The 21,358-nt window shown below is 62.5% G+C and carries 20 protein-coding genes; 13 read left to right on the top strand and 7 right to left on the bottom strand.

Going from position 1 to position 21,358, the window contains the following annotated elements; all coding sequences use genetic code 11:
* Nucleotides 1–9 precede the first annotated feature (9 nt).
* Nucleotides 10–1,275 (bottom strand): radical SAM family heme chaperone HemW, encoded by a 1,266-nt coding sequence (gene hemW, locus HMPREF1022_RS07115; protein WP_009302549.1) that lies wholly within the window; start codon nucleotides 1,273–1,275, stop codon nucleotides 10–12.
* Between the two features lie 185 nt (nucleotides 1,276–1,460).
* Here hemW and HMPREF1022_RS07110 point away from each other — a divergent pair, with 185 nt between their 5' ends.
* The 12 genes from HMPREF1022_RS07110 (at nucleotide 1,461) to HMPREF1022_RS07055 (ending at nucleotide 16,173) form a co-directional block, all read left to right on the top strand.
* Nucleotides 1,461–2,966 carry a leucyl aminopeptidase gene (locus HMPREF1022_RS07110; protein ID WP_009302548.1) on the top strand — a complete coding sequence of 502 codons (1,506 nt, stop codon included), beginning with the start codon at nucleotides 1,461–1,463 and terminating at the stop codon, nucleotides 2,964–2,966.
* Nucleotides 2,963–4,483 (top strand): uroporphyrinogen-III C-methyltransferase, encoded by a 1,521-nt coding sequence (gene cobA / locus HMPREF1022_RS07105; protein WP_009302547.1) that lies wholly within the window; start codon nucleotides 2,963–2,965, stop codon nucleotides 4,481–4,483. The genes HMPREF1022_RS07110 and cobA overlap by 4 nt, the downstream gene beginning before the upstream one ends.
* A gap of 19 nt (nucleotides 4,484–4,502) precedes the next feature.
* Nucleotides 4,503–5,195, top strand: a complete 693-nt coding sequence (purN, locus tag HMPREF1022_RS07100) for a phosphoribosylglycinamide formyltransferase (RefSeq protein ID WP_009302546.1) — start codon at nucleotides 4,503–4,505, stop codon at nucleotides 5,193–5,195.
* Between the two features lie 630 nt (nucleotides 5,196–5,825).
* Nucleotides 5,826–7,244 (top strand): sigma-54 interaction domain-containing protein, encoded by a 1,419-nt coding sequence (locus HMPREF1022_RS07095; protein ID WP_009302545.1) that lies wholly within the window; start codon nucleotides 5,826–5,828, stop codon nucleotides 7,242–7,244.
* 211 nt (nucleotides 7,245–7,455) lie between these two features.
* Nucleotides 7,456–9,165 carry a thiamine pyrophosphate-binding protein gene (locus HMPREF1022_RS07090; protein ID WP_009302544.1) on the top strand — a complete coding sequence of 570 codons (1,710 nt, stop codon included), beginning with the start codon at nucleotides 7,456–7,458 and terminating at the stop codon, nucleotides 9,163–9,165.
* Between the two features lie 51 nt (nucleotides 9,166–9,216).
* Nucleotides 9,217–10,221: a TRAP transporter substrate-binding protein gene (locus tag HMPREF1022_RS07085; protein WP_009302543.1), complete on the top strand. Its 1,005-nt coding sequence runs from the start codon at nucleotides 9,217–9,219 to the stop codon at nucleotides 10,219–10,221.
* Nucleotides 10,222–10,454: 233 nt separating this feature from the next.
* Nucleotides 10,455–10,985 (top strand): TRAP transporter small permease, encoded by a 531-nt coding sequence (locus tag HMPREF1022_RS07080; protein WP_009302542.1) that lies wholly within the window; start codon nucleotides 10,455–10,457, stop codon nucleotides 10,983–10,985.
* On the top strand, nucleotides 10,982–12,280 hold the full coding sequence (locus HMPREF1022_RS07075; RefSeq protein ID WP_009302541.1) for a TRAP transporter large permease: 1,299 nt from the start codon (nucleotides 10,982–10,984) through the stop codon (nucleotides 12,278–12,280). The genes HMPREF1022_RS07080 and HMPREF1022_RS07075 overlap by 4 nt, the downstream gene beginning before the upstream one ends.
* A gap of 25 nt (nucleotides 12,281–12,305) precedes the next feature.
* Complete coding sequence (locus tag HMPREF1022_RS07070) at nucleotides 12,306–13,136, top strand: SDR family NAD(P)-dependent oxidoreductase (protein WP_009302540.1); 831 nt, start codon at nucleotides 12,306–12,308, stop codon at nucleotides 13,134–13,136.
* A 22-nt stretch (nucleotides 13,137–13,158) separates the two neighbouring features.
* Nucleotides 13,159–14,238, top strand: a complete 1,080-nt coding sequence (locus HMPREF1022_RS07065) for a TRAP transporter substrate-binding protein (RefSeq protein WP_009302539.1) — start codon at nucleotides 13,159–13,161, stop codon at nucleotides 14,236–14,238.
* A 75-nt stretch (nucleotides 14,239–14,313) separates the two neighbouring features.
* The gene (locus tag HMPREF1022_RS07060) at nucleotides 14,314–14,853 is read left to right on the top strand and encodes a TRAP transporter small permease (RefSeq protein WP_009302538.1); all 540 of its coding nucleotides are present in this window, start codon (nucleotides 14,314–14,316) and stop codon (nucleotides 14,851–14,853) included.
* A 45-nt stretch (nucleotides 14,854–14,898) separates the two neighbouring features.
* Nucleotides 14,899–16,173, top strand: a complete 1,275-nt coding sequence (locus HMPREF1022_RS07055; RefSeq protein WP_009302537.1) for a TRAP transporter large permease — start codon at nucleotides 14,899–14,901, stop codon at nucleotides 16,171–16,173.
* 68 nt (nucleotides 16,174–16,241) lie between these two features.
* Here the strand turns inward: HMPREF1022_RS07055 and HMPREF1022_RS07050 are convergent, their stop codons facing one another.
* Complete coding sequence (locus HMPREF1022_RS07050; protein WP_008683165.1) at nucleotides 16,242–17,183, bottom strand: chemotaxis protein; 942 nt, start codon at nucleotides 17,181–17,183, stop codon at nucleotides 16,242–16,244.
* A 195-nt stretch (nucleotides 17,184–17,378) separates the two neighbouring features.
* Nucleotides 17,379–18,296 (bottom strand): cysteine synthase A, encoded by a 918-nt coding sequence (gene cysK / locus HMPREF1022_RS07045; RefSeq protein ID WP_009302536.1) that lies wholly within the window; start codon nucleotides 18,294–18,296, stop codon nucleotides 17,379–17,381.
* Nucleotides 18,297–18,541: 245 nt separating this feature from the next.
* Between cysK and HMPREF1022_RS07040 the strand changes: the two genes are divergently transcribed.
* On the top strand, nucleotides 18,542–19,003 hold the full coding sequence (locus HMPREF1022_RS07040; RefSeq protein WP_008683162.1) for a nuclear transport factor 2 family protein: 462 nt from the start codon (nucleotides 18,542–18,544) through the stop codon (nucleotides 19,001–19,003).
* 82 nt (nucleotides 19,004–19,085) lie between these two features.
* On the opposite strand, the gene HMPREF1022_RS07035 is transcribed toward HMPREF1022_RS07040, so the two are convergent.
* The 4 genes from HMPREF1022_RS07035 to HMPREF1022_RS18885 all read right to left on the bottom strand — a co-directional run.
* A complete protein-coding gene (locus HMPREF1022_RS07035) occupies nucleotides 19,086–20,018 on the bottom strand; it encodes a diguanylate cyclase domain-containing protein (RefSeq protein ID WP_232221573.1) in 933 nt (310 codons plus the stop codon).
* 136 nt (nucleotides 20,019–20,154) lie between these two features.
* On the bottom strand, nucleotides 20,155–20,634 hold the full coding sequence (locus HMPREF1022_RS07030; protein WP_008683158.1) for a DinB family protein: 480 nt from the start codon (nucleotides 20,632–20,634) through the stop codon (nucleotides 20,155–20,157).
* An 18-nt stretch (nucleotides 20,635–20,652) separates the two neighbouring features.
* Complete coding sequence (locus HMPREF1022_RS07025) at nucleotides 20,653–21,162, bottom strand: peptidylprolyl isomerase (RefSeq protein ID WP_008683157.1); 510 nt, start codon at nucleotides 21,160–21,162, stop codon at nucleotides 20,653–20,655.
* Between the two features lie 9 nt (nucleotides 21,163–21,171).
* The coding region (locus tag HMPREF1022_RS18885; RefSeq protein WP_009302535.1) for a hypothetical protein at nucleotides 21,172–21,358 on the bottom strand (187 nt) is incomplete at its 5' end.

The following is a 21,358-nucleotide window of genomic DNA, read 5'->3' as shown; positions in this document are numbered from 1 at the left end:
TCGGAAATATCAGGCCGACGGCCAGACCACGGCCCGCACTTCCGGTTCGTCGTCCCCCGTCGCCGGGGCCGGGGGCAGCCGTGTGGCCGCGCCGGGCGGCAGGGGCTGCGCCAGCACGGTTTCAGTGCGCTCAAACAGGTTGGAAAGAATGGAATTAGAAACCAGCATGCCGCTGCGGGTCAGGCGCAGATAGCCGTTGCGGATGCGGATCAGCCCGTTTTCGTGCAAAGCCTGGATCAGGCGCTGGTGATCGCGCAGAAAATCGCGCCCCGTCATTTCCCGGTAGGCTTTGAGCCGCATGCCCCGCGAGGTGCGCAGGCGCAGCATGATCAGTTCCAGCACGCGCACGGTGGGGGTCAGGTTTTCCACTTCCGCGCCCAGCGAGCCCTCGCGGGCACGCGCGTCCCAGGCACGCTGACCGGCCGGATTGGTCCAGCGCCGCCCCGCGATAGTGGAGGTGGCCGACGGGCCCAGCCCCAGATAGTCCGCCCCCTCCCAGTAACCCAGATTGTGACGGCACTGGAAGCCCATGCGCGCGAAATTGGAAATTTCGTAGTGCAGATAACCGCTGGCTTCCAGAAAAGCCGCGCCCTCCATGAACATAATGTTCTGATCCCGCTCGGGCGGCAGGGCCAGGCGTCCTTCCTCGCAATCCAGTTCCAGCGCCGTGCCCGGCTCCAGAGTCAGGCCGTAGGCGGAAATATGGTCCGGGCTCATGCGCACGGCGTCCTTGAGGGTTTGCAGCCACTGGCGCACGCTCTGGCCGGGCAGGCCCCACATCAGGTCCATGTTGATGTTGGCGCAACCCGCCTCACGCGCCGCGAACACCGCGTGCAGGCTGTCCTGGGCCCTGTGCGGCCGTCCCAGCAGGCGCAGCATGCTTTCATCCAGACTCTGGATGCCGATGGACAAACGGTTCACGCCCGCCGCCAGATACTGCGGCACGCTCTGGCTTCCCCGCAGGGATTCGGGATTGGCCTCCAGGGTGATTTCAGCTTTGGGGCTGAGCGTGAAACAGCGGGCCAGACGTTCCAGCACAATGCCCACAATGCGCGGCGGCAGCAAGCTGGGCGTGCCCCCGCCGAAAAAAACGGTCTGCACCTCGGTTCCGCCCAGGCGGTCGCCCCAATGGGCCAGCTCCAGCAGCAGGGTGTCCAGATAGTCGCGCAGCAGGGGCGACGCGGCGGGCTCCACGCCACGGCCCAGCGGGATGGAATGAAAGGCGCAGTAGCGGCAGCGTGTGCGGCAGAAGGGAACGTGGATATAAACGAGCATGAATTTTCCGTTGGCAAAAAAATGGCGGGCGGTTTTAGAAATTGCAAGGATCATGCCCGGCGGAAGGATGCCCACCACCCCTGACCGCCGCGCTTGGCAAAAAAGGCGGCCCGGCGTATATTCGGGCGCTCAGATTTCAAGCGCGCCGCCGCGGCGGCGACCGCACCCATGAGGAGAACCCATTTATGGATATACGCTTCCAGAACCTCGGACCCGAGCAGTGGAAAGCCGAGATCATGCTGGCCCCGGCCTGCGAAGGCGAAGACATCTTACGCGAGTGCCCGGAACTGGACAAGGCCGCGCCCTGGCTGGCCATAGCTCCGGCCATGCGCGACTTCAAGGGCAAGGACGGCGAGCTGGTCCTGCTGCATGGTCATCCGGAGCTTTCCGTGCCGCGCGTCCTGGCCGTGGGTCTGGGACCGCGCGAAAAAGTGGATGCCGCCAGACTGCGCGCGGCTATCGCCGCCGCCGTGCAGCGCTGCCGCGGCCTGGGGCTGAATTCCATCCTGCTGCCCGAACCGGCTTTGTCCCGCCTGCCCGGCGGGCGGGAACGCCTGGTGGAGGAATGCGTCTATGCCGCCCAGCTGGCCCTCTACCGTTTTACGGCCCTGAAAAAGCCGCAGGAAGACGAAGCCGTTGATCCGCAATGGCTGGCCCTGGGCTTTGACGGACAATCCGTGCCCGACGGCGAGCACGCGGCGGCCCGCCGGGGCGAGCGCGCGGCCAAGGCCGTGGCTCTGGCGCGGGATCTGGCCAACATGCCGGGCAATCTGCTCTATCCCGAAAGCCTGGCCCAGCGTGCCGTGGAACTGGGCAGGGAACTGGGCTTCACTTGCATGGTGCTGGACGAAACCGCCCTGGCCGAGGAAGGCATGGGCGCGCTGCTGGCCGTGGGCCAGGGGTCGGCCCGTCCGCCCCGCTTGGTCGTGCTGGAGCATGCCCCCGAGGGCCACGAGCAGGACAAGCCGCTGATCCTGGTGGGCAAGGGCATCACCTTTGACTCCGGCGGCATCAGCCTCAAACCGGCGGCCAACATGCAGCAGATGAAATGCGACATGACCGGCGCGGCCGACGTGCTGGCCGCTATCGCGACCCTGGCCGAAGAGGACGCGCCCCGCCGGGTGATCGGCCTGCTGGCCTGCGCCGAGAACATGCCCGACGGCAGGGCCACGCGTCCGGGCGACGTGGTGCGCTCGGCCGGCGGCGACACGGTGGAAATCACCAATACCGACGCCGAGGGCCGCCTGGTTCTCTGCGACGCCCTTGCCTACGCCCAGAAACAGTGGACCCCGGCTGCCATGGTGGACATCGCCACGCTCACCGGCGCGTGCGCCGTGGCCCTGGGCACGGAACTGGCCGGTCTGTTCTGCGACGATACGGACCTGGCCGAACGCATCCGAGCCGCCGGGGGCGTGGGCGGCGAAAATTACTGGCGTCTGCCGCTCTGGCAGCCTTACGCGGAACAGCTCAAAAGCGAAGTGGCGGATATCTGCCACACCGGGCCGCGCGAAGGCGGGGCCATCAATGCCGCGCTGTTCCTGAAGCACTTCGTGCGCGAAGGCGTGCGCTGGGCACATCTGGACATCGCGGGCGTGGACTGGAACGCCAAGAAATCGCCGCTCTGCCCGGTGGGCGCGTCGGGCTTCGGCGCGCGAACCCTGCTGGAACTGGCCCGCGGAGGCGTGCAATGAAAGTCTATCTTCTGGGAGCGGGCCCCGGCGATCCGGGCCTGCTGACCCTCAAGGCCAGGGACGCCCTGGCCGCGGCGGACGTGGTGGTTTACGACGCCCTGGCCAACGACAGCCTGCTGGGGCACGCCCGGCCCGACGCCGAACTGATCTACGTGGGCAAGGTGGCGGGCAACCACGCCCTGCCCCAACACGAAATCAACGCCCTGCTGGTGCGCAAGGCCAAAGAGGGCAACATAGTGGCCCGGCTCAAGGGCGGCGACCCCTACATTTTCGGGCGCGGCGGCGAAGAAGCCGAGGAACTGCTGGCCGCGGGCGTGCCCTTTGAGGAAGTGCCGGGCATCAGCAGCACTATCGCGGCCCCGGCCTACGCGGGCATTCCCCTGACCCACCGCGATTTCGCCTCCTCGGTGACCATCATCACCGGCCACGAAAACCCGGACAAGCCCGGCTCGGTGCACAACTGGCAGGCCCTGGCCCGAAGCGCCTCCACCCTGGTCTTTGTCATGGGCATGAAGAATCTGCCGGACATCGCCCGCAACCTGCTGGACGCGGGACTGGACCCGCGAACCCCGGCGGCCCTGATCTACCGGGGCACCACGCCGCGCCAGCGTAGCTTGGTCGCCACCCTGCGGGAGCTGCCCCAGGCCGCCGTGGACGCGCATTTCACCAATCCCTCGGTGATCGTGGTGGGCAAGGTGGCAAGCCTGCACGACAAGTTGAACTGGTTTGAGCAAAAGCCCCTGCTGGGCAAAAGTATTGTGGTCACCCGCGCGCGGGAACAGGCCAGCAGTCTGGCCCGCAGTCTGTCTGGGCTCGGGGCTGAGGTCATCCAGTGCCCCACCATTGAAATCCGCGCCCTGCCCGACTATGCAGAGCTGGACGCGGCCGTGGCCCGGCTGGCGGACTACGGCTGGCTGATCTTCACCTCGGTGAACGGGGTGCGTCATTTCTGGCAGCGTCTGGAAGCCGCGGGCAAAGACAGCCGGGCCTTGGGGGCCTGCAAGGTGGCGGCCATCGGCCCGGCCACGGCGGACGCCCTGCATGAGCGCGGCATCCGGCCCGATTTCGTGCCCGAGCGCTATGTGGCCGAGGGCGTGGTGGAAGGCCTGCTGGCGCGTGAAGGCGGCAAACTGGCGGGCACGCGCATGCTGCTGCCGCGCGCGGCCAAAGCCCGCGACGTGCTGCCCGTGGAACTGGGCAAGGCCGGGGCTACGGTGGACGTCATCCCGGCCTATGAAACCGTGCCCGCCGCCGGTCGCAAGGACGAGGTGCTGGCGCGCCTGGAAGAGGGCTCGCTGTCCTGCGTGACCTTCGGCTCATCCTCCACGGTGGAAAACTTCCTCAACCTGATCCCGGCGGAAAAGCTCAAGGCCCATCCGGAAACCCTGCTGGCGGCCATCGGGCCGGTGACGGCGGAAACGCTGCGCAAGCACGGGCTGGACTGCCGGATCCAGCCTGGGGAATATACCATTCCGGCCCTGGTGGACGCCATTACGCAACACTTTACGCGGGCCTGAGCCGCCCGTTGAGGACACTATGCCCCTGAAAATCGCCATACTGGCCTCGGGCAGCGGCACCAACGCCCAAGCCATGATCGACAAGTCCGCCGACGGCATTCTGGATGTGGACATCCGCATGATCCTCAGCAACCGGCCGGGCGCCGGCGTGCTGGAGCGCGCCCGCAAGGCCGGACTGCCCCATCTGGCTCTGGACCACACCCTCTTTCCGGACCGGGAGAGCTACGACCGGAAGCTCATCGCCGTGCTGCAGGAAAGCGGCGCGGAACTCATCGTCCTGGCCGGATACATGCGCCTGCTCAGTTCCGCCTTTCTGGCGGCTTTTGCCGGACGGGTCGTCAACATCCACCCGGCGTTGCTGCCCAGCTTTCCCGGCGTGCACGGCGGGGCCGACGCCCAGGCATACGGGGTCAAAATTTCCGGCTGCACCGTGCATTTCGTGGAGGAAAAAGTGGACAGCGGCCCGGTGATCATCCAGGCCGCCGTGCCGGTCAACGCCGGGGAAGACCCGGACGACCTGATGCGGCGCATCCATGCCATGGAACACCGCATCTATCCCCAGGCCCTGCAATGGTTCGCCGAGGGCCGCATCAGCACGCGGGGCCGCCAGGTGCATCTGGCTTCAGACGCGCGGGCCGTCCGCCCCCCCCGACCCTATGTCCGGCCCGACGGCCCGTGGCTGGTCTGGCCGCCGCTGGAAGAAGGATTCTGATCCTCCGGCGGCGCGAAAAAGCCGCAATCCGCTAGATCATTTTGCGCTTGAAATTATCGCTTAACGGCGAAGTAAATTCGCTGTGCGTATTCTCTCGGAGAATCCGCGCAGAGCGTTGAGATATTTTCAATATCAAAACGCTCTAATGAATAGAGCGGGAAAGACTCTTGCGGCAGCCTTCCTGTAGCTTTGCGGTTATTTCACAAAATCCGCCTTTTCCGCGCGGGCGGCGTTATCGGCGCGTTTTTGCTGCTCACATACTTGAGTATGTTCCGCACAAAAACGCGCCGCTGCCTTGTCCGCACGAAAAAATCGCCAATTTTGCAAAATTCCCGCAAAACCAGCCCCCGCTCACCTGCCGACTGTGTCGGCTGCGTTCGCGGGAATGAGGAAGGAAGGCCACATATGGAAGCAAATGAATATCCGATGATTGAGGCATTCATTCGATTGCCCCGGCAATACCGGCCCGTTGCATTTCCCGGCCATATATAGTACCTCAAATATAAGGAATTATATCAGAAACAATTATTTACAACGCCCCCGCCTATGTTACAAGGATACAACTGGCGAAAAAGCCGCCACAGCGGCCGCGCAGGCTCCCCCCTTCCTGTGGGAGTCGACGGAGGGCGTATGCCGGAGGAATGGAACAGTTCCGAACTGCTCTATCAGAGCGTGCTGGATGCCCTGCCCGAGGGCATCCTTTACTGCGACACCAATTACATCGTCCGCAAAGTCAACCAGTGCTACGCCTCCCTGCTGGGCGGCGACGTCAAAACCATTCTGGGCAGGCCACTGCCGGATCTGAATCCTCTGACCCGCGCGCCGGTGGTCATCAAAAACGGCCGTCCGGAAATGGGCGATCTCTGCACCCTGCCGCTCTTCGGCGACAACTACAAATTCGTGGTTAACAGAATCCCGGTGCGCGACAGCGACGGCGCGGTCACAGGCATGGTTTCGCACATCCTTTTCACGGATCCGGCGGAACTGCGCGAGCTGAATCGCAAAATCGATTTCCTGGCAAAAAAACTGAAGCATTACAACCGCAGCCTCAAGTCGGAACACAACGCCCATTACGATATTGAAAGCATCATCGGCGACAGCGCGCCCATACAGGCGGTGAAAAAACTCATCCAAAACTATGCCGCCGATGCCCACCCCGTGCTGATTCTGGGCAGGACCGGCACAGGCAAGGAGCTGACGGCGCACGCCCTGCACGTGCGCAGCAACCGCGCCGCCGGCCCTTTTGTCAGCATCAATTGCGCGGCCATTCCCAAAGAGCTTTTCGAGGCCGAATTGTTCGGCTATGCGCCGGGCGCCTTTTCCGACGCGCGCAAGGAAGGCAAGATCGGCCAGATCGAACTGGCCAACACGGGCACGCTCTTCCTGGACGAGATCGGCGACATCCCGCTGCACGCCCAGGTCAAACTGCTGCGTGTGCTGGAGGAAAAACGCATCACCCGCCTGGGAGACGTTTCCGGCCGGGAGGTGGACTTCCGGCTGATCACCGCCACCAACCGCGATTTGCAGGACATGATCAGCCAGGGAAACTTCCGCGAAGATCTCTATTACCGCATCAACACCCTGACCATCCGCCTGCCGCCCCTGCGCGCCCGCACGGAAGACATTCTGCCTCTGGCCCGGCATATTCTTTCCAAGATCGGTTGCCCCACGGCGAACTTCACGGATGAGGCCGTGCGCGTCATGGAGGCCTATGCCTGGCCCGGCAATGTGCGCCAACTGTTCAACACTCTGGTGCACGCCACCCTGCATCAGAGCGGCGAACGCATCGACGCGCGCGATCTGCCCCACGAAGTCACGGGCGGCGTTCAGATTCCCGAACGCCACTCGCCCCCGCAACGCCACCATGATCTCGCCGCCTGGCTGAGCGCGCAGGAGGCGGGCTTTCTGACCGCGGCCCTGCAGGAAAATCAAGGCAACGTCACGCTCACGGCCCGGCAGCTGGGCATCTCACGCGTGACCCTCTACGCCAAGCTGAAAAAATACGGCATCCGGCACTCTGCCGCCGACACGGCTGTGACCGATCTGTAAAGATTACCTTACAATTATACTGTACAGAGATTAAGAAAACTTTACAAAAAGTCCCGCGCTCTCCGCCCGTTCCCTTCAGCCACGGCACGCATCCATGTAAAATACAAAACAATCGCCATTCGCCCACATTGAGGCACGCCCCTTGCTATCTCCGGACAAAGCGAATCATTCACCATGCCGTCACGTCCCGACCCCAGCAAAGGAGAAAAACATGCAAGCTGCCAATGGAGGCGAAGCCGCCGCCCGCGCCCTGATCGATCTGGGCGTGGAATTTGTGTTCACCCTCACCGGCGGACATCTCAACCATATCCACCAGATCCTGGAAAAGAGCCCGGTCCGCCTGGTGGACACGCGGCACGAACAGGCGGCCACCTTCATGGCCGACGCCTACGCCCGCATGACGGGCAAGCCCGGCGTGGCCATGCTCACCGCCGGACCGGGCTTCACCAACTGCATTTCGCCCTTGCAGCAGGCGGCCACCAATTGCACGCCGCTGCTGGTCATCGCCGGAGCCTCAGGCACGGACTACCGGGACAAGATGGACCTTCAGGACGCCCCCCAGGCGGCCATTGCCGCGCCTATCGTCAAGGCCGCCTATGTCTGCACCCAGACCGAGCGGGTGGCCGAATACGTGGAAACGGCCTTTCGCATGACCCTGGCCGGGCGGCCCGGCCCGGTCTTTCTGGAACTGCCCTGCGACGTGCTGGGCAAGGCCATGCCGGGTGGGCAGTGCGCCTGGCACAAGACCGTGCTGGATTCCCGGCCCGTGGACCCGCGCGGAGTGGAAAAAACCATCGCCCTGCTGCGCGAGGCTGAACGGCCCATTCTGATAGCGGGCAGCGGAGCCGGGTATTCCAGGGCGGGCGGAACCCTGCGGGAGTTTGTGGAAAAGTGCGGCATCCCGGTTTTCACCTGCAATATGGGACGCGGCCTGATTTCGGATCTGCACCCGCTCTGTTTCGGTCTGGCCGGTCCGCACCGTCCGCTGGCCGCCCGCAAGGCCTATGCGGAAACGGATCTGGCCCTGATTCTGGGCAACCGCATCAGTCTCAACCACTTTTTCGGAGCCGCCTACAACAAAAATGCCGCGCTGATCCAGGTGGACGTGGCTGGCGAGGAACCGGGCCGCAACCGTGCCATTGACCTGCCCGTCATCAGCGATGTGCGCGCCTTCCTGGAGCTGGCCAACAGCCGCCTGGACGCCCTGGGCCTCTCCGGAATCGGGCCGGACGGCCTGGGACGCCGCTACGCGGATTGGGTGGAGGAACTGCGCGCGGAACAACAGCGCTGCGCCGAAGCCATGCTGCCCATGCAGACCAGCGACGCCGTGCCCATTCATCCCCAGCGTCTGGTCCATGAAGTGGATCGATTCATGGACCGGGACGACGACGTGGTGCTGGCCGACGGCGGCGATACCCTGACCTGGGTGCATATCGGCCGCACGGCCCGCACGCCGTACAGAATTCTGGACCACGGGCAGTACTGGTGCATCGGCGGCGGCATCGCGGACGCCATTGCGGCCCGACTGGTCTATCCCGAAAGCCGGGTCATGCTGGTCACCGGCGACGGCTCCTTCGGCTTCAATTTCATGGAAGTGACCACGGCTCTGCGCAAGGGCCTGTCCCTGGTCATCGTGGTAGCCAACGACCAGAGCTGGGGCATGATCCGGCACAGCCAGCAGCTGCGCCTGGGCTACACCCTGGACTCCGTGACCTGGATCGGCCCCACGCCCTACGAAAAAATGGTGGAAGCAGCGGGCGGCAAGGGTTTTTACGTGGAACGCCCGCAGGACATCCGCCCGGCCATTGAAGCGGCCTTTGCCGCCAATACCGTGGCCTGCGTCAATGTGATGGTGGACCCCTCGGTCATCAGCCCGGCCAGCATCGCTTTGGGGCAGCTGGGGGCCTACAAGATCGATTAGAGGCTGTCGGCGCATTTTTATGACCAGCCTTTCTACCACAAGGAGAACAGCATGAGAAAACTCTCTGTCCTGATCCTGCTTCCCCTGTTTCTGTCCTGCCTCTGCGGGCAGGCGCGCGCGGCGGACTATCCGTCCATGAAAGTCCGCATCGCCTGCTCCACGCCCAAGGGGACTTCCATCCAGGCGGTCCCTCTGGAAAAAATGATTGAAATCGTGGAGCGGGAATCCGGCGGCAAGATCAAGTGCGAGTTCTTTCCCGGTGGAGTTCTGGGCGACGAACAGACCGTGGTCAAGCAATTGCGCGGCAATGAAATCCAGATCGGCGTACTCGCGGCGGGCAACCTGACGCCCTTCGCGCCCAGGGCCACTCTGCTCATCCTGCCCTATATGTTCCCCACCAGGGAAAACGCCTGCACGCTTTTCAGCGACGCGCCCTTCATGCAGGAGCTCAACAACGCCATCGCCCAACAGAGCAACACCCGGCCCCTGGCCTGGCTCATCGGCGGCTACCGTGTGCTGACCAACTCCAAAAAACCTATCCGGAGCATGGCCGACATGCAGGGCCTCAAGCTGCGCGTGCCGCCGGTGAAGCTGCAACTGGAGGCCTTCCGCTCCTGGGGCGTGGAGCCGCACCCCCTGTCCTGGTCCGAGACGTTCAACGGGCTCCAGCAGGGCGTCATCGACGGCCAGGAAAACCCGCACCAGATCAACCGGGACACCAAGTTCTGGGAAGTACAGAAGTATATCTCCGATATCCATTACATGCTCTGGGTGGCGCCGATTCTGGTCAGCGAACGCTGGTACGCCCGACTTGACCCGCAGACCCGAGCGCTTTTTGACCGCACTGCGCGGGAGGCCGCCCGTTACGAGTGGCAATGGGCCGCGGAGGACGAAAGCAAGGCCCTGCGCGCCTGCCTGGACAACGGCATGACCATCGATGCCGTGACGGACGAAGAGCTTTGGAAGGAAAAGGCCCGCGCCGTCTGGCCCGCCTATTACGAGGCCGTGGGCGGCAAAGACCGGATTGATAAAGCTCTCGCCATCATGGGGGAATAGAGTAATTTCACTTTGAAATTGCTCTGGCGGCTGCGTGAGCAGACGCCCGCCATGAGCGTCATCCGTAAGGCGGCTATGCCGCCTTACGGATGACGACAGCAGAGCGAGCGTCTTAAAAAATTTGAGAATGTCAATTCTCAAAGTTAATCCGCTCTAAGGCCGCCGCGCGGGGCGCGGACGATATGAAACCGAGTGCCCCGCGCCGTCCCCCCTTGCCGAAACGGGAGGCTGTCATGTTCCGCAAATGCTGTGACAACTTTGAAGAATACGCCTGCGTGCTGTTATGCGGCGTGATGATCGCCTGTCTGCTCATCCAGGTGGGGCTGCGCCTGATCACCGGCTCGGCCCTGGCCTGGACCGAGGAACTGAGCCGCTTCTGCTTCATCTGGACGGTCTATCTGGGCATGTCCCTGGCCACCAAGCGTCTGGCGCATGTCCGGATAAGCGCGCAGTTCGCCAAAGCGCCCTTGCGCGTCCGCCTGGCCTTCCGGGTTCTGGCGGATCTTTTCTGCGTGGTCTTCAACCTGCTGATCGCCTGGTACTGCTTTGAGGTCATCCGGGACAGCTACAGATTCCCGGAATTTTCCCCCACTCTCGGCATTGTGCGCGCGGATGTGGAATTGATCGTGCCCGCGAGTTTTCTGCTGAGCACCTGGCGCGTCATCGAAGACTATATCCGCCGGTTGCGCGCGGGCACTTTGGCCGAACTGGCCGGGTCTTCGCAAGGGGCGGAAGGGATAGCGGCGGCGGAGATTGCGGAATGAACACCCTGCTCTGCGTCATGACCATTCTGCTGCTGCTCTTCCTGCTGGGCGTGCCCATCTTCATGTCCCTGATCGCGTCCACGATCATCGCCCTGTTGATCAGCGGAGATCTTTCCACAACGGTCATCCAGAATTCCCTGTTCGACGGCCTGAATTCCTTCCCTCTGCTGGCTATTCCCTGTTTTGTGGTGGCCGGAACCCTGATGGAAAAAGGCAACATTACCAATCAGATCATTGAGGTGGTCAAACAGATCTTCGGCAGAATGCACGGCGGCCTGGGCATCACCACAGTGCTGGCCTGCGCCTTTTTCGCGGCCATTTCCGGCTCCGGACCGGGCACCGTGGCCGCCATCGGCACGCTGCTGATTCCGGCCATGGTCCGCAACGGCTACAGCTCCCGCTATGCGGCCTCGGTGGCCTCTTCCGGCGGCACCATCGGCATTCTGATTCCGCCCAGCAATCCCATGATCATCTACGGCATTGTGGGCAATATCTCCATTACCGGCCTGTTCACCGCGGGCTTCATCCCCGGTTTTATCATCGCGGCGGCCCTGGCCTTTACGGCCTGGATTTCAGCCAAGCGACAGGGCTTCAGCGGGGACGCCTCGCAGCCGCCCTTCAATGCGCGCGTCTTCATCCGGACCTGCCTGAAAAACAGCTTTGCCCTGCTCACGCCCTTCATCATCCTGGGTTCCATCTATTCCGGCATCTGCACGCCGGTGGAGGCCTCGGTGGTGGCCGTGGCCTGGGCTCTGTTCGTGGGTTTTGTTGTCAACCGACACCTGAGTTGCAGAGATATTTACAATTCGCTCCTGGAAGGCGCCATGATCTGCGGCGTGGTGCTGCTGATCGTGGGCGCGTCCACCCTGTTCGGCAAACTGCTGACCATTGAGCAGGCCCCCATGCAGATGACCAACCTCTTTCTGAGCATCTCGGAAAACAAGACAGTCATCCTGTTGTTGATCATCGGCCTGTTGCTGATTCTCGGCATGTTTCTGGAGACCCTGGCCACCATCATCATCCTGGCGCCGGTGCTGCTGCCCGTGGTCACCGGGCTGGGAGTGGACCCCATCCACTTCGGCGTGATCCTGGTGGTGACCAATGAGGTGGCGTTGCTCACGCCGCCCGTGGGCGTAAACCTGTTCGTTTCCTCCCGCATTGCCCATGTGCCTGTGGAATCCGTAGCCAGGGGCGTGCTGCCCTATCTCGCGGCCCTGCTCTGCTGCGTGCTGCTGATCACCTTCATCCCGGCAATCTCCACATGGCTGCCGCACGCGCTGGGCTACGGCAAATAATTTCAGCTACGCAAAAGGAGGCGCCATGTATCCGGATCTGCACGGAAGAACAGCTCTGATTACCGGCGCGGGACGGCCCACCGGCATCGGCTTCGGCATTGCCGAAAGTCTGGCCGCCAACGGCATGAACTGCATTCTGGCGGATATTCCCGCGCCCACGGGCCACCAGGAAGAAGTGGAAAATGACAGCCTGCGGGGTTGCGTCGCGGCCCTGCGCCGCAAATACGGCGTGCGAGCCTGGCCGCTCCCCCTGGATCTCAGCGCCGTGGACGGACCGCACTGCGTGGAACGGGCCGTGGCCGACATCCGCCGGATGGCTCCGGAACTGCATGTCCTGATCAATAATGCGGGCATCATGCCCCCGCAGTCACCACTGGGAGAAGCGGACCCGGACCTTTGGCGCACAGTCATGGAAATCAATCTCTTCGGGGCATTCCGCATGGTCCGGGCCTGCCTGCCCCTGCTGGCCACGGACGGCGCCGTCATCAACATCGCCTCGCGCGCGGGCAAGCGGCCCGCGCCGGGGCACAGCTCCTACTCCGTGAGCAAAGCCGGGCTGATCATGCTGACCAAATGTCTGGCCGTGGAGTACGCCCATACAGGCCTGCGCGCCAATGCCATCTGTCCCGGCCAGGTGCTGACCGAGCTGAATCTGCGGCGCTTCGAACGCGAGGCGGCCGGCCAGGATATTTCCTGTGAAGAGCGCATCCGCCGGATGGTCACGAGCATCCCGGCGGGGAAAATGGGCGTTCCGGGGGATATCGGCGCTCTGGCCGCCTTTCTGGCCTCCACGGCCTCCTCGTTCATTACCGGCCAGGCCGTCAACATCTGCGGCGGCCAGCTTATGGAACTATGACCCACAACTAAAGGAGATGAACATGAAAAGGATTTCCAGCCTGTTCGGCAGCCTGCTTGCGGGCCTCATCTGCGGCGGCCTGTTGCTGGGTCTGTCGCTGAGTCTGGCGCTGGGCCCGTTCTGCCCGGCGGCCCAGGCCGGGCCCAAGGTCATCAAGATCGCCTTCACCAACTTTCCCGAGCATCCGCAGGGCCAGGCCTTCGCCTTGTTCAAAAAAGAATTGGAGGCCCGCTCCAACGGCGCATTCAAGGTGGAACTCATCGGCTCCGGCAAATTCGGCAATCCGGAATCCATCGTCCAGGGCCTGCAGATGGGCGTTCTGCAGATCGGCGCCGAATCCACCAGCAATTTTTCGGTCTTCGACCCACGCCTGATGCTCTTCGACATGCCCTACCTGATCCCCGACTACAAGGCGGCGGACCTGATTCTGGACGGCCCCATCGGCAAAAAACTGGCCGCCGGGCTGGAAAAGAACGGCTGCCTGAGCCTGGGCTACATGGAACTGGGCTTTCGCCAGGTCTTCAGCATCCGGCCCGTGCGCTCCCTGGCGGACAACAAGGGCCTGAAGATCCGTGCCACGCCTTCCAAGGCGCATATCGCCATTCTGCGCTCCCTGGGCATGAGCCCCACGCCCATGGCCTGGGGCGAGGTCTACACGGCCCTGCAACAGAAGACCATCGACGGCATTGACGTGGACCTCAACCTGGGCTGGTTCTGGCGTTTTCCGGAAATCACCCGCTATCTGACCCTCAGCCGTCATTTTTACACCCCGCATCTGGTGCTGATTTCCAAACGCTTCTGGAAGAGCCTTTCCGCCGAGGAACAAGCCCTGGTCACAACGGTCATGGACGAAGCCATTGCCTTTGAGCGGGCCAAAAGCCGCGCCAATGAAGAAGATTTCATCGTGCGCCTGAAGAGCGAACAGGGCATGGAGATCATCGAACTGCCGCCCCAGGAGTTGCGGCGTTGGATGGACGCCGCCCATGACGTGCCCCTGGAATTCCGGCAGGCGGTGCCCACGGAACTGGTGCGGAGCGTTATCACGACCATCAGGGACGCGGGGCTCTACCCGCCTGGACTGCTACCCGCCGACTATAAATAAAAAATAAACGGCACACCCACGCTCGCAGGCGGTCCCGGCCGCAATGACGGGACCGCCTGCCGCCCGGAGGACATTATGCTGAAATTCTGCGCCAGGCTGGAAGGCTATGCGGGCGTGGCCGCCCTGGTGGTCATGTTCATCTGCATCGCTATCCAGGTTTTTTTCCGCTACGTTCTGGACAATGCCCTAGAATGGCCCGAGGAGATCGCCCGCTACGCCTTTATCTGCGCCGTTTTTCTGGGTGCGAGCCTGGCCGCCCAGGAAGGCAGGCATCTGGAAATCAGCGTCTGCAAGCATTGCTTCGGGCCGCGCGTGCACTACGCGTTGACCGTGATTTCCACGGCCTTCACCCTGCTGTTCTGCGCAATCATGACGGTCTGGGGCGCGCGGATGGTTCTTTTCGTGGCCGAGTCGGATCAGGTGGCCGCCTCGGTTGCCATGCCCATGTATAGTATCTATCTGGTGGTGCCTTTGGGCATGGCCTGCATGTTTCTGCGCAGCCTGAACCATACCCTGACGGTCCTGCGCAAATTGCGCGGCCCAAAGAGCGGAGCCGCCGACCCCGAAAAATCCCACGAGGAAAACGCCCTGTCCGAGATGTCCAAATCCTGGTGACGACCCCGCGTTTCCTTTTTACCTCCGTCATATCTGTGAGGTTGTATGGAACTCCCCATTCTTCTGACGGCCGTGACCATTGTGCTGCTGCTGATCCTGAGCGTGCCCATTGCCGCCGCCCTGGGCCTCGGGGTCATGGTGGGCATGATCGCGGGCGATCTGCCGCCGGAATTCATGATGCAGAAGGTTTTTTCCTCTCTGGACAGTTTTCCGCTGCTGGCCGTGCCCTTTTTCATCCTGGCGGGCGAGATCATGCAGAAAGGCAGCATGGCCGACGCACTGCTGCGCGTCTCTCGCTGCCTGGTGGGACACATCACCGGCGGCATGGCCCACGTGAGCATTCTGACCTGCATGTTCTACGGCGCTCTGTCCGGCTCCAGCCCGGCCACGGTGGCCGCTGTGGGCGGCATCATGATCCCGGCCATGGAAAAGGAGGGCTATCCGCGTGATTTCTCAGCTGCGGTGAACACCTCGGCGGGCTGCCTGGGCGTGATGATTCCGCCCAGCGTGCCTTTAATCATCTACGGCACCACGGTAGGCGTGTCAGTGAGTGATCTGTTCATCGCGGGCATTCTGCCCGGCATTTTCGTGGGCGTCGTATTGATGTTCACGGCCTGGGCCCTGGTACGGCGGCGCGGCATCAACGTCGCCACCCGCAAAGCCAGACGGCGCGAAACCCTGCGCGCCGTCTGGGAGGCCAAGCACGCCCTGCTGGTGCCGGTCATCGTGCTGGGAGGCATTTACGGCGGCATCTTCACACCCACCGAAGCCGGAGCCGTGGCCGTGCTGTACGCCTTTGTGGTGGAAGGCCTGCTGTTGCGCTCCCTGACCTGGAGCAAAACCTGGGAAGTGCTCAAAGGCGCGGCCATCACCAACGCCACCATATTCATCATCATGTGCGTGGCCTGCGCCCTGGGGCAGCTGTTGCTGATCTACAACGTGCCCGACGCCGTCAGCGGCCTGCTGGCCGGCGTGGCTCACAACAAATATCTGCTGCTGGCTGTGATCATTGTCATCATGCTCATCGCGGGCACGTTCATGGAAGCCCTGGCAAACATCATCATCCTGGCGCCGCTGATGTTCCCGGTGATCAAGAGCGCGGGCATCGACCCGGTGCATTTCGGCATTGTGCTGATAACCTCGGCGGCCCTGGGTTTTCTGACCCCCCCGGTGGGCGTGAACCTTTTCGTGGCCTGCGGCATCAGCAAGATGAGCATTGAAAAACTCAGCCTGGCCGTATTGCCCTTTCTGCTGGCCATGCTCCTGGCCCTGGCCGTGCTGGCTGCCGTGCCGCAAATATCTCTGCTGCTCCTGAACTGAATAAAAAATGTCCCGCCGCCGGGAGCGATCTCGGCGGCGGGACAGGAATGGTCCGGCGGAGCGGTTTGTTACGCCCAGGCCCTGGTGATCAGGTCGTGCAACTTCACCGAAAGGGCCTTGAGGTCCGGCTTGGTGTACTGGGCGTCCGCGCCCACGCTGGCGCATTTGCGGGCCAGGCTTTCGTTGATCATGGAGGAGAAAATAGCCACCGGGACCTGGTTGAGCATCGGGTCCGTCTTGATCCGCTTGCACAGGGCCAGACCGTCCATGGAGGGCATTTCAATGTCGCTGATGATGCCCTGCACATAGGAGGAAATGGGCTTGCCTTCCTCTTCGCTGCGGGCGCGCAGGCGCTGGAGATAATCCCAGGCTTCCTGGCCGTTGACGTGCTGCACCACGTTGAAGCGGCCTTCCTTGTTGAGCAGATCCAGCACCAGGGAACGGATGCTGCTGGAATCGTCCACATGCAGGATATTGTAGGTCTTGCCGTCGGCGTCATTCATGGCCGCGCCGTCAAAGCTGATGGCCATGGCCGGGTGCAGTTCGGCCACAATGGCCTCCAGATCCAGGAGAAAAATGACCCGCTCTTCCAACCGCACCACGCCGGTCACGGAACTGCGGCTGACGTTCTGCAGGAAATTGCCCGGCGCTTCCACATCCGTCCAGCTCAGGCGGTAGATGCGGTTGACGCCCGACACCAGAAAGCCCGTGCAGACCGTGTTGAACTCGGTCACAATGACTTTGGCGTCCTCATTGGTGATGGGGCCGCTGCCCAGGAACTGGGCCATGTCGATGAGCGGCACAATGCGGCCGTTGCGATGGGGAAAGGCCCCCAGCAGGGCTTTGTGGCGCATTTCCGGCATGGCCGTGACGGTCTGCCGCCGCCCGATTTCCACCACCTTGGCCACATTCAGGCCGTAGTGGGCTTCGTAGCCGTCCTGGTTGACGTAAAATTCCACGATTTCCAGCTCATTGGTGCCGGTTTCCAGCAAGATATTGGTCTGCGCCATAGCTGCTCCATGTGCGGGGGACGCCGCGCGGATAGGTAAAAAATTTCCGAATGTCGGTCCGACCGGGAAAAACGCCGGCGCTCCGTCATCCGCGCCTGTCAGTGCCGTTGCGTTTTCTTATCGGACAACGGCCGGAAAAGATTAGCGGCGGCCCGGCAAATATACCGGGCCGCCGCCTGCGTGCCGCTGAAAATTTCAGTCCTGATCCTGGAACAGGGCCGTGGACATATAGCGTTCGCCGGTGTCGCAGGCAAAGGTGACAATGTTCTTGCCCCGCATTTCGGGCCGTGCCGCCACGCCCAGCGCGGCCAGCACGTTGGCTCCGGTGGAGATGCCCGCGCACACGCCCTGGGTGCGCATGAGCTTGCGGGCCATGTCAATGGCCTCCCGGCCGTCCACCTGAATGATTTCGTCCAGCAGGGCGCGGTCCAGGATTTCCGGCACAAAACCCGCCCCGATGCCCTGGATCAGATGCGGCCCCGGCTTGCCGCCGGAGAGCACGGGCGAAGCCGCGGGCTCCACGGCCATGACCTTGAAGCCGGGGATGCGCTCCTTCAGAAAACGGCCCGTGCCGGTGATGGACGAGCCCGAACCCACACCGGCCACCAGCACGTCCATCTTGCCCACGCTGTCCTTGTAGATTTCCGGCCCGGTGCTCTGGTAATGGGCCTCCACGGCCTCGGGATTGGTGAACTGGCCGAGAATATGGCCGCCCGTGGCCTGGGCGATGCGGTGCGCCTCCTGCACGGCCGCGCCCATGCCCTTGTCCGCGGGCGTGAGCTTAAGCTCCGCGCCCAAGACCTTGAGCAGATTGCGGCGCTCCAGGCTCATGGATTCCGGCATGGCGAGCACGCAACGCAGGCCGCGCACGGCCGAGACCAGGGCCATGCCGATGCCCATATTGCCGCTGGTGGCCTCCACCAACACGCCGTCGGGCTCCAGTTCGCCGTTTTCAAGGGCGCGCTCAATCAGGTAAAAGGCCACGCGGTCCTTGATGGAGCCCCCGGGATTGCGGTTTTCCAGCTTCAGCCAGACCGTGCCCGGCAGGTCGCGGGAAAGATCCAGACGGAGCATGGGCGTATTGCCGATGGTCTGCAAAACAGTGGTCAACATAATCTATAGCCTCGCGTTATATACTCTCGCGTTTGCTGCGCTCAAAAAAGCCGGTTCCGGAAGCGTTACCGGCATTTACTTTTTACGGATATTCCTTAGATAAGGGTAGAGGAAAGCGCGCCGCTTGGCAAATAGTTCCAGCAGCCTCTTGACAGGCGCGACAAGTAGCCGTAAAGAAAGCGTCCCATCGGCGCGGAGTCGGGCGTTGCCCGGTAACAAGCCTTTGATTTTATGGAGGAAATGTCATGAAATTTGTACAGTTGGTGCCGCTTCTTCTGGCTCTGGCCCTTTGTCTGGCAGGCGGCGTGGCTCATGCCAAGGCCGATACCGTGGCTTTGTACACCGAAGCTGTGATGACCGGCGACGTGGCCGCCCTGCAAAAATTGCTGGCGCCCAACTACTGGCACGTCAGCTCCAACGGCCATATCCAGGACAAGGAGCACTTCATCGCCGGCATCAAAGACAAGGAGCTGATTGTGGACCGCCTGACGCTCACCAACGTGCGCGACACCAAGGTCGGGAACACCAGGATGCTTACGGCCAACGGTTACTTCAAGGGTACGGCCGTGCCGCCTCTGCCCCAGGGGCTGATGCGCTTCACCATGGTGCTGGCCAACAATAACGGCCAGGAGCAGGTGGCGCTTTTCCAGGCCACGCCCGTGGAGCCCACCCCGGACTGCAAGGACGGCAACTGCAAAATCAAGTAAGGCCGACCGCTCTTCAAAGATTATGGTCCGCCGTTGCCCCAGGGCAATGGCGGATTTTTGTTTTCCGAAAAGGCTTCCCTTCTCAGAAGCGCTTGAAACGCCATGCGTTTTTGCCGCTGTGCTTGGCCTGGTACATGGCGGCGTCCGCCGCCTTGTAACACTGTTCGTAGCTCATTCCCCGCTTTTCCCGGCAAATGCACACGCCCACGCTTGCCGAGGGCGTATAGACCTGGGAATCAAGAGTCAACGCGCGGGAGATGCCTCTGAAAAAGGCTTCAATCTTGGCTCGCAGCTCTTCCTCGCCGGTCAGCGAAGGCATAAAGGCCACGAGTTCATCTCCGCCCAGGCGCGCCACAAGGTCTGTTTCCGCAAAAGCCCTTTTCAGGCGTTGCGCGACAAAGGCCAGCACCTTGTCGCCGCAATGATGCCCGTACCTGTCGTTGACGCCCTTGAAATCATCCAGGTCAATGAGGGCCAGCGCGTAATTGCCGCGCCGCTCTTTGAGGTAAAGCTGTACGGATTCCTCAAAGCTGGCCCGGTTCATGATACGCGTCACCGGATCCAGGGTGGCTTTTTTCATGATATTTTCCGCAAAGGAAATCGGAAAATATTCATTCTCATTCTGCAGGGCCGTCGCTGTGGAGCAATGCCACGAACAAATCCTGAAGCCGTCGCCCTTGTCGCAGCAGGTATAGGTGTTGCGGCATTCCAGGGCGAAATCCGTTCTTCCCCGCAGGGATGCTCTGGTCTGCACGAACAATGTCGCCACGGCCGGTCCGAGAGCAATTTCTTTAACGTCCGTGAGCTCCACGTCATACGGCGTCGCGTCTGTTCGCAGATCGTCGTCCAGCAAGCGGGCCACCGCGTGTTTGCCGAAAATCTGCTCATGTGCCGCCGTGCCGATCCAGATCACATCGTCCGTGAGGAGTTCCAGAATTCCATCCCGGTTCCGTTCGCCATATTCATGCAGCAATTGCCGCACCGCCGCTTCCCCGCTTGCGGGCTTCGTTTTCAAAGTCAATCCCCCTTCACCGGCGCGGCCTTTCCCACCGGCAAACATACGGCGGCGACATGCTCGGCCGGGGCCTCCCGGTAAAACATGCCGCCGCCTTTCCAGAACATCACAGCGAAAACAGGGCAAGGCGTCTCAGCTAAAACACGCCCGGCAAACCATGGTTCCTCAAGGCCGCGTCGCAGGAGCCGATATGGTAGTCGGTGTGCGAGGCCAGCATGACCAGGGTGGCCGCGTAGGAGGTTTCGCGGCCCAGCTTCGCGCTCAGCACGACGTTAGTGCGGGCCAGGTCCGCGTCTTCCAGCCCGGCGATCCAGTTGTCCACGCGGGCCTTGACCGTGGCCGCGTAGCCCCGCAGGGCCGTCTTGCCCAGCGCCGGAACGTCCTGCGTCCTGAGCATGAGCGCGTCCATGTCGCAGGGTACGGGCAGCAGTTGCTCATTCTCGCCGAGCACAAAGAAATCCAGCACCATGATCGTGTGGGCGAGTTGCTGCCAGACGGGCCAGCCGCCGTTTTTCTCCACCCATATTTCATCCGGGCAGACGTCCACATAGGCCTCCAGCAGTCCCCAGGCGTGCAGAAACGGCCCCTGGGCCGCCATTACGATTGCGCGGGACATACAGCCTCCTTAACGTTGTTACTCAAAGCGGCTCGCGCCGGTGATCAGCACCATGTCCACGGGCACATTCTCGTGCATGCCCATGCTCTTGGTCTTGACCTTGGCGATCTTGTCCACCACGTCCATGCCTTCGGTGACTTTGCCGAACACGCAGTAGCCCCAGCCGTCGAGCGTGGGCTGGCTGTGGTCCAGAAAGTCGTTGTCCACCAGATTGATGAAAAACTGGGCCGTGGCGCTGTGCGGGTCGCGGGTGCGGGCCATGGCGAGGGTGCCGCGCTCGTTCTTCAGACCGTTGTCGGCCTCGTTCTGCACGGGCTCGCGGGTGTCCTTTTCATCCATGCGCGCGCCCATGCCGCCGCCCTGAATCATGAAGCCGGGGATCACGCGGTGGAAGATGGTATTTTCATAAAAGCCGTCGTCCACATACTGCAAAAAGTTGGCGACGGTCTGGGGAGCCTTGTCCGGAAAAAGTTCGATCAGGATGTCGCCGGACGAGGTTTCCAGCAACACGGTGGGATTGTCAGCCATGCCTGCTCCTTAAAAATTGGGGATATTCGGCCCGGCATGGGCCGTTTTTGAAATATAGGCCAGGCCGGGCCGGATGACAATGCCGGGGCCGGGGTATACACTGCCGCCCATGCCCGGAACGAAGAAAATTCCTCCCAAACAGCCCGCAGCGCGGCCCGGAGCCGCCCCGGCGATGCTGCCCGGCCTGGAGGCCGCG

This window comes from Desulfovibrio sp. 6_1_46AFAA (genome assembly GCF_000224635.1).
In the GTDB taxonomy this organism is placed as follows: domain Bacteria; phylum Desulfobacterota; class Desulfovibrionia; order Desulfovibrionales; family Desulfovibrionaceae; genus Desulfovibrio; species Desulfovibrio fairfieldensis.
Note: the sequence above shows the minus strand (reverse complement) of the source record. Positions and strands in the feature narration are given on the sequence as shown.

Bases quoted from the DNA above. Each gene is read 5' to 3' on its own strand.
- hemW (WP_009302549.1), bottom strand. From the start codon at position 1,275: ATGCTCGTTTATATCCACGTTCCCTTCTGCCGCACACGCTGCCGCTAC.
- HMPREF1022_RS07110 (WP_009302548.1), top strand. From the start codon at position 1,461: ATGGATATACGCTTCCAGAACCTCGGACCCGAGCAGTGGAAAGCCGAG.
- cobA (WP_009302547.1), top strand. From the start codon at position 2,963: ATGAAAGTCTATCTTCTGGGAGCGGGCCCCGGCGATCCGGGCCTGCTG.
- purN (WP_009302546.1), top strand. From the start codon at position 4,503: ATGCCCCTGAAAATCGCCATACTGGCCTCGGGCAGCGGCACCAACGCC.
- HMPREF1022_RS07095 (WP_009302545.1), top strand. From the start codon at position 5,826: ATGCCGGAGGAATGGAACAGTTCCGAACTGCTCTATCAGAGCGTGCTG.
- HMPREF1022_RS07090 (WP_009302544.1), top strand. From the start codon at position 7,456: ATGCAAGCTGCCAATGGAGGCGAAGCCGCCGCCCGCGCCCTGATCGAT.
- HMPREF1022_RS07085 (WP_009302543.1), top strand. From the start codon at position 9,217: ATGAGAAAACTCTCTGTCCTGATCCTGCTTCCCCTGTTTCTGTCCTGC.
- HMPREF1022_RS07080 (WP_009302542.1), top strand. From the start codon at position 10,455: ATGTTCCGCAAATGCTGTGACAACTTTGAAGAATACGCCTGCGTGCTG.
- HMPREF1022_RS07075 (WP_009302541.1), top strand. From the start codon at position 10,982: ATGAACACCCTGCTCTGCGTCATGACCATTCTGCTGCTGCTCTTCCTG.
- HMPREF1022_RS07070 (WP_009302540.1), top strand. From the start codon at position 12,306: ATGTATCCGGATCTGCACGGAAGAACAGCTCTGATTACCGGCGCGGGA.
- HMPREF1022_RS07065 (WP_009302539.1), top strand. From the start codon at position 13,159: ATGAAAAGGATTTCCAGCCTGTTCGGCAGCCTGCTTGCGGGCCTCATC.
- HMPREF1022_RS07060 (WP_009302538.1), top strand. From the start codon at position 14,314: ATGCTGAAATTCTGCGCCAGGCTGGAAGGCTATGCGGGCGTGGCCGCC.
- HMPREF1022_RS07055 (WP_009302537.1), top strand. From the start codon at position 14,899: ATGGAACTCCCCATTCTTCTGACGGCCGTGACCATTGTGCTGCTGCTG.
- HMPREF1022_RS07050 (WP_008683165.1), bottom strand. From the start codon at position 17,183: ATGGCGCAGACCAATATCTTGCTGGAAACCGGCACCAATGAGCTGGAA.
- cysK (WP_009302536.1), bottom strand. From the start codon at position 18,296: ATGTTGACCACTGTTTTGCAGACCATCGGCAATACGCCCATGCTCCGT.
- HMPREF1022_RS07040 (WP_008683162.1), top strand. From the start codon at position 18,542: ATGAAATTTGTACAGTTGGTGCCGCTTCTTCTGGCTCTGGCCCTTTGT.
- HMPREF1022_RS07030 (WP_008683158.1), bottom strand. From the start codon at position 20,634: ATGTCCCGCGCAATCGTAATGGCGGCCCAGGGGCCGTTTCTGCACGCC.
- HMPREF1022_RS07025 (WP_008683157.1), bottom strand. From the start codon at position 21,162: ATGGCTGACAATCCCACCGTGTTGCTGGAAACCTCGTCCGGCGACATC.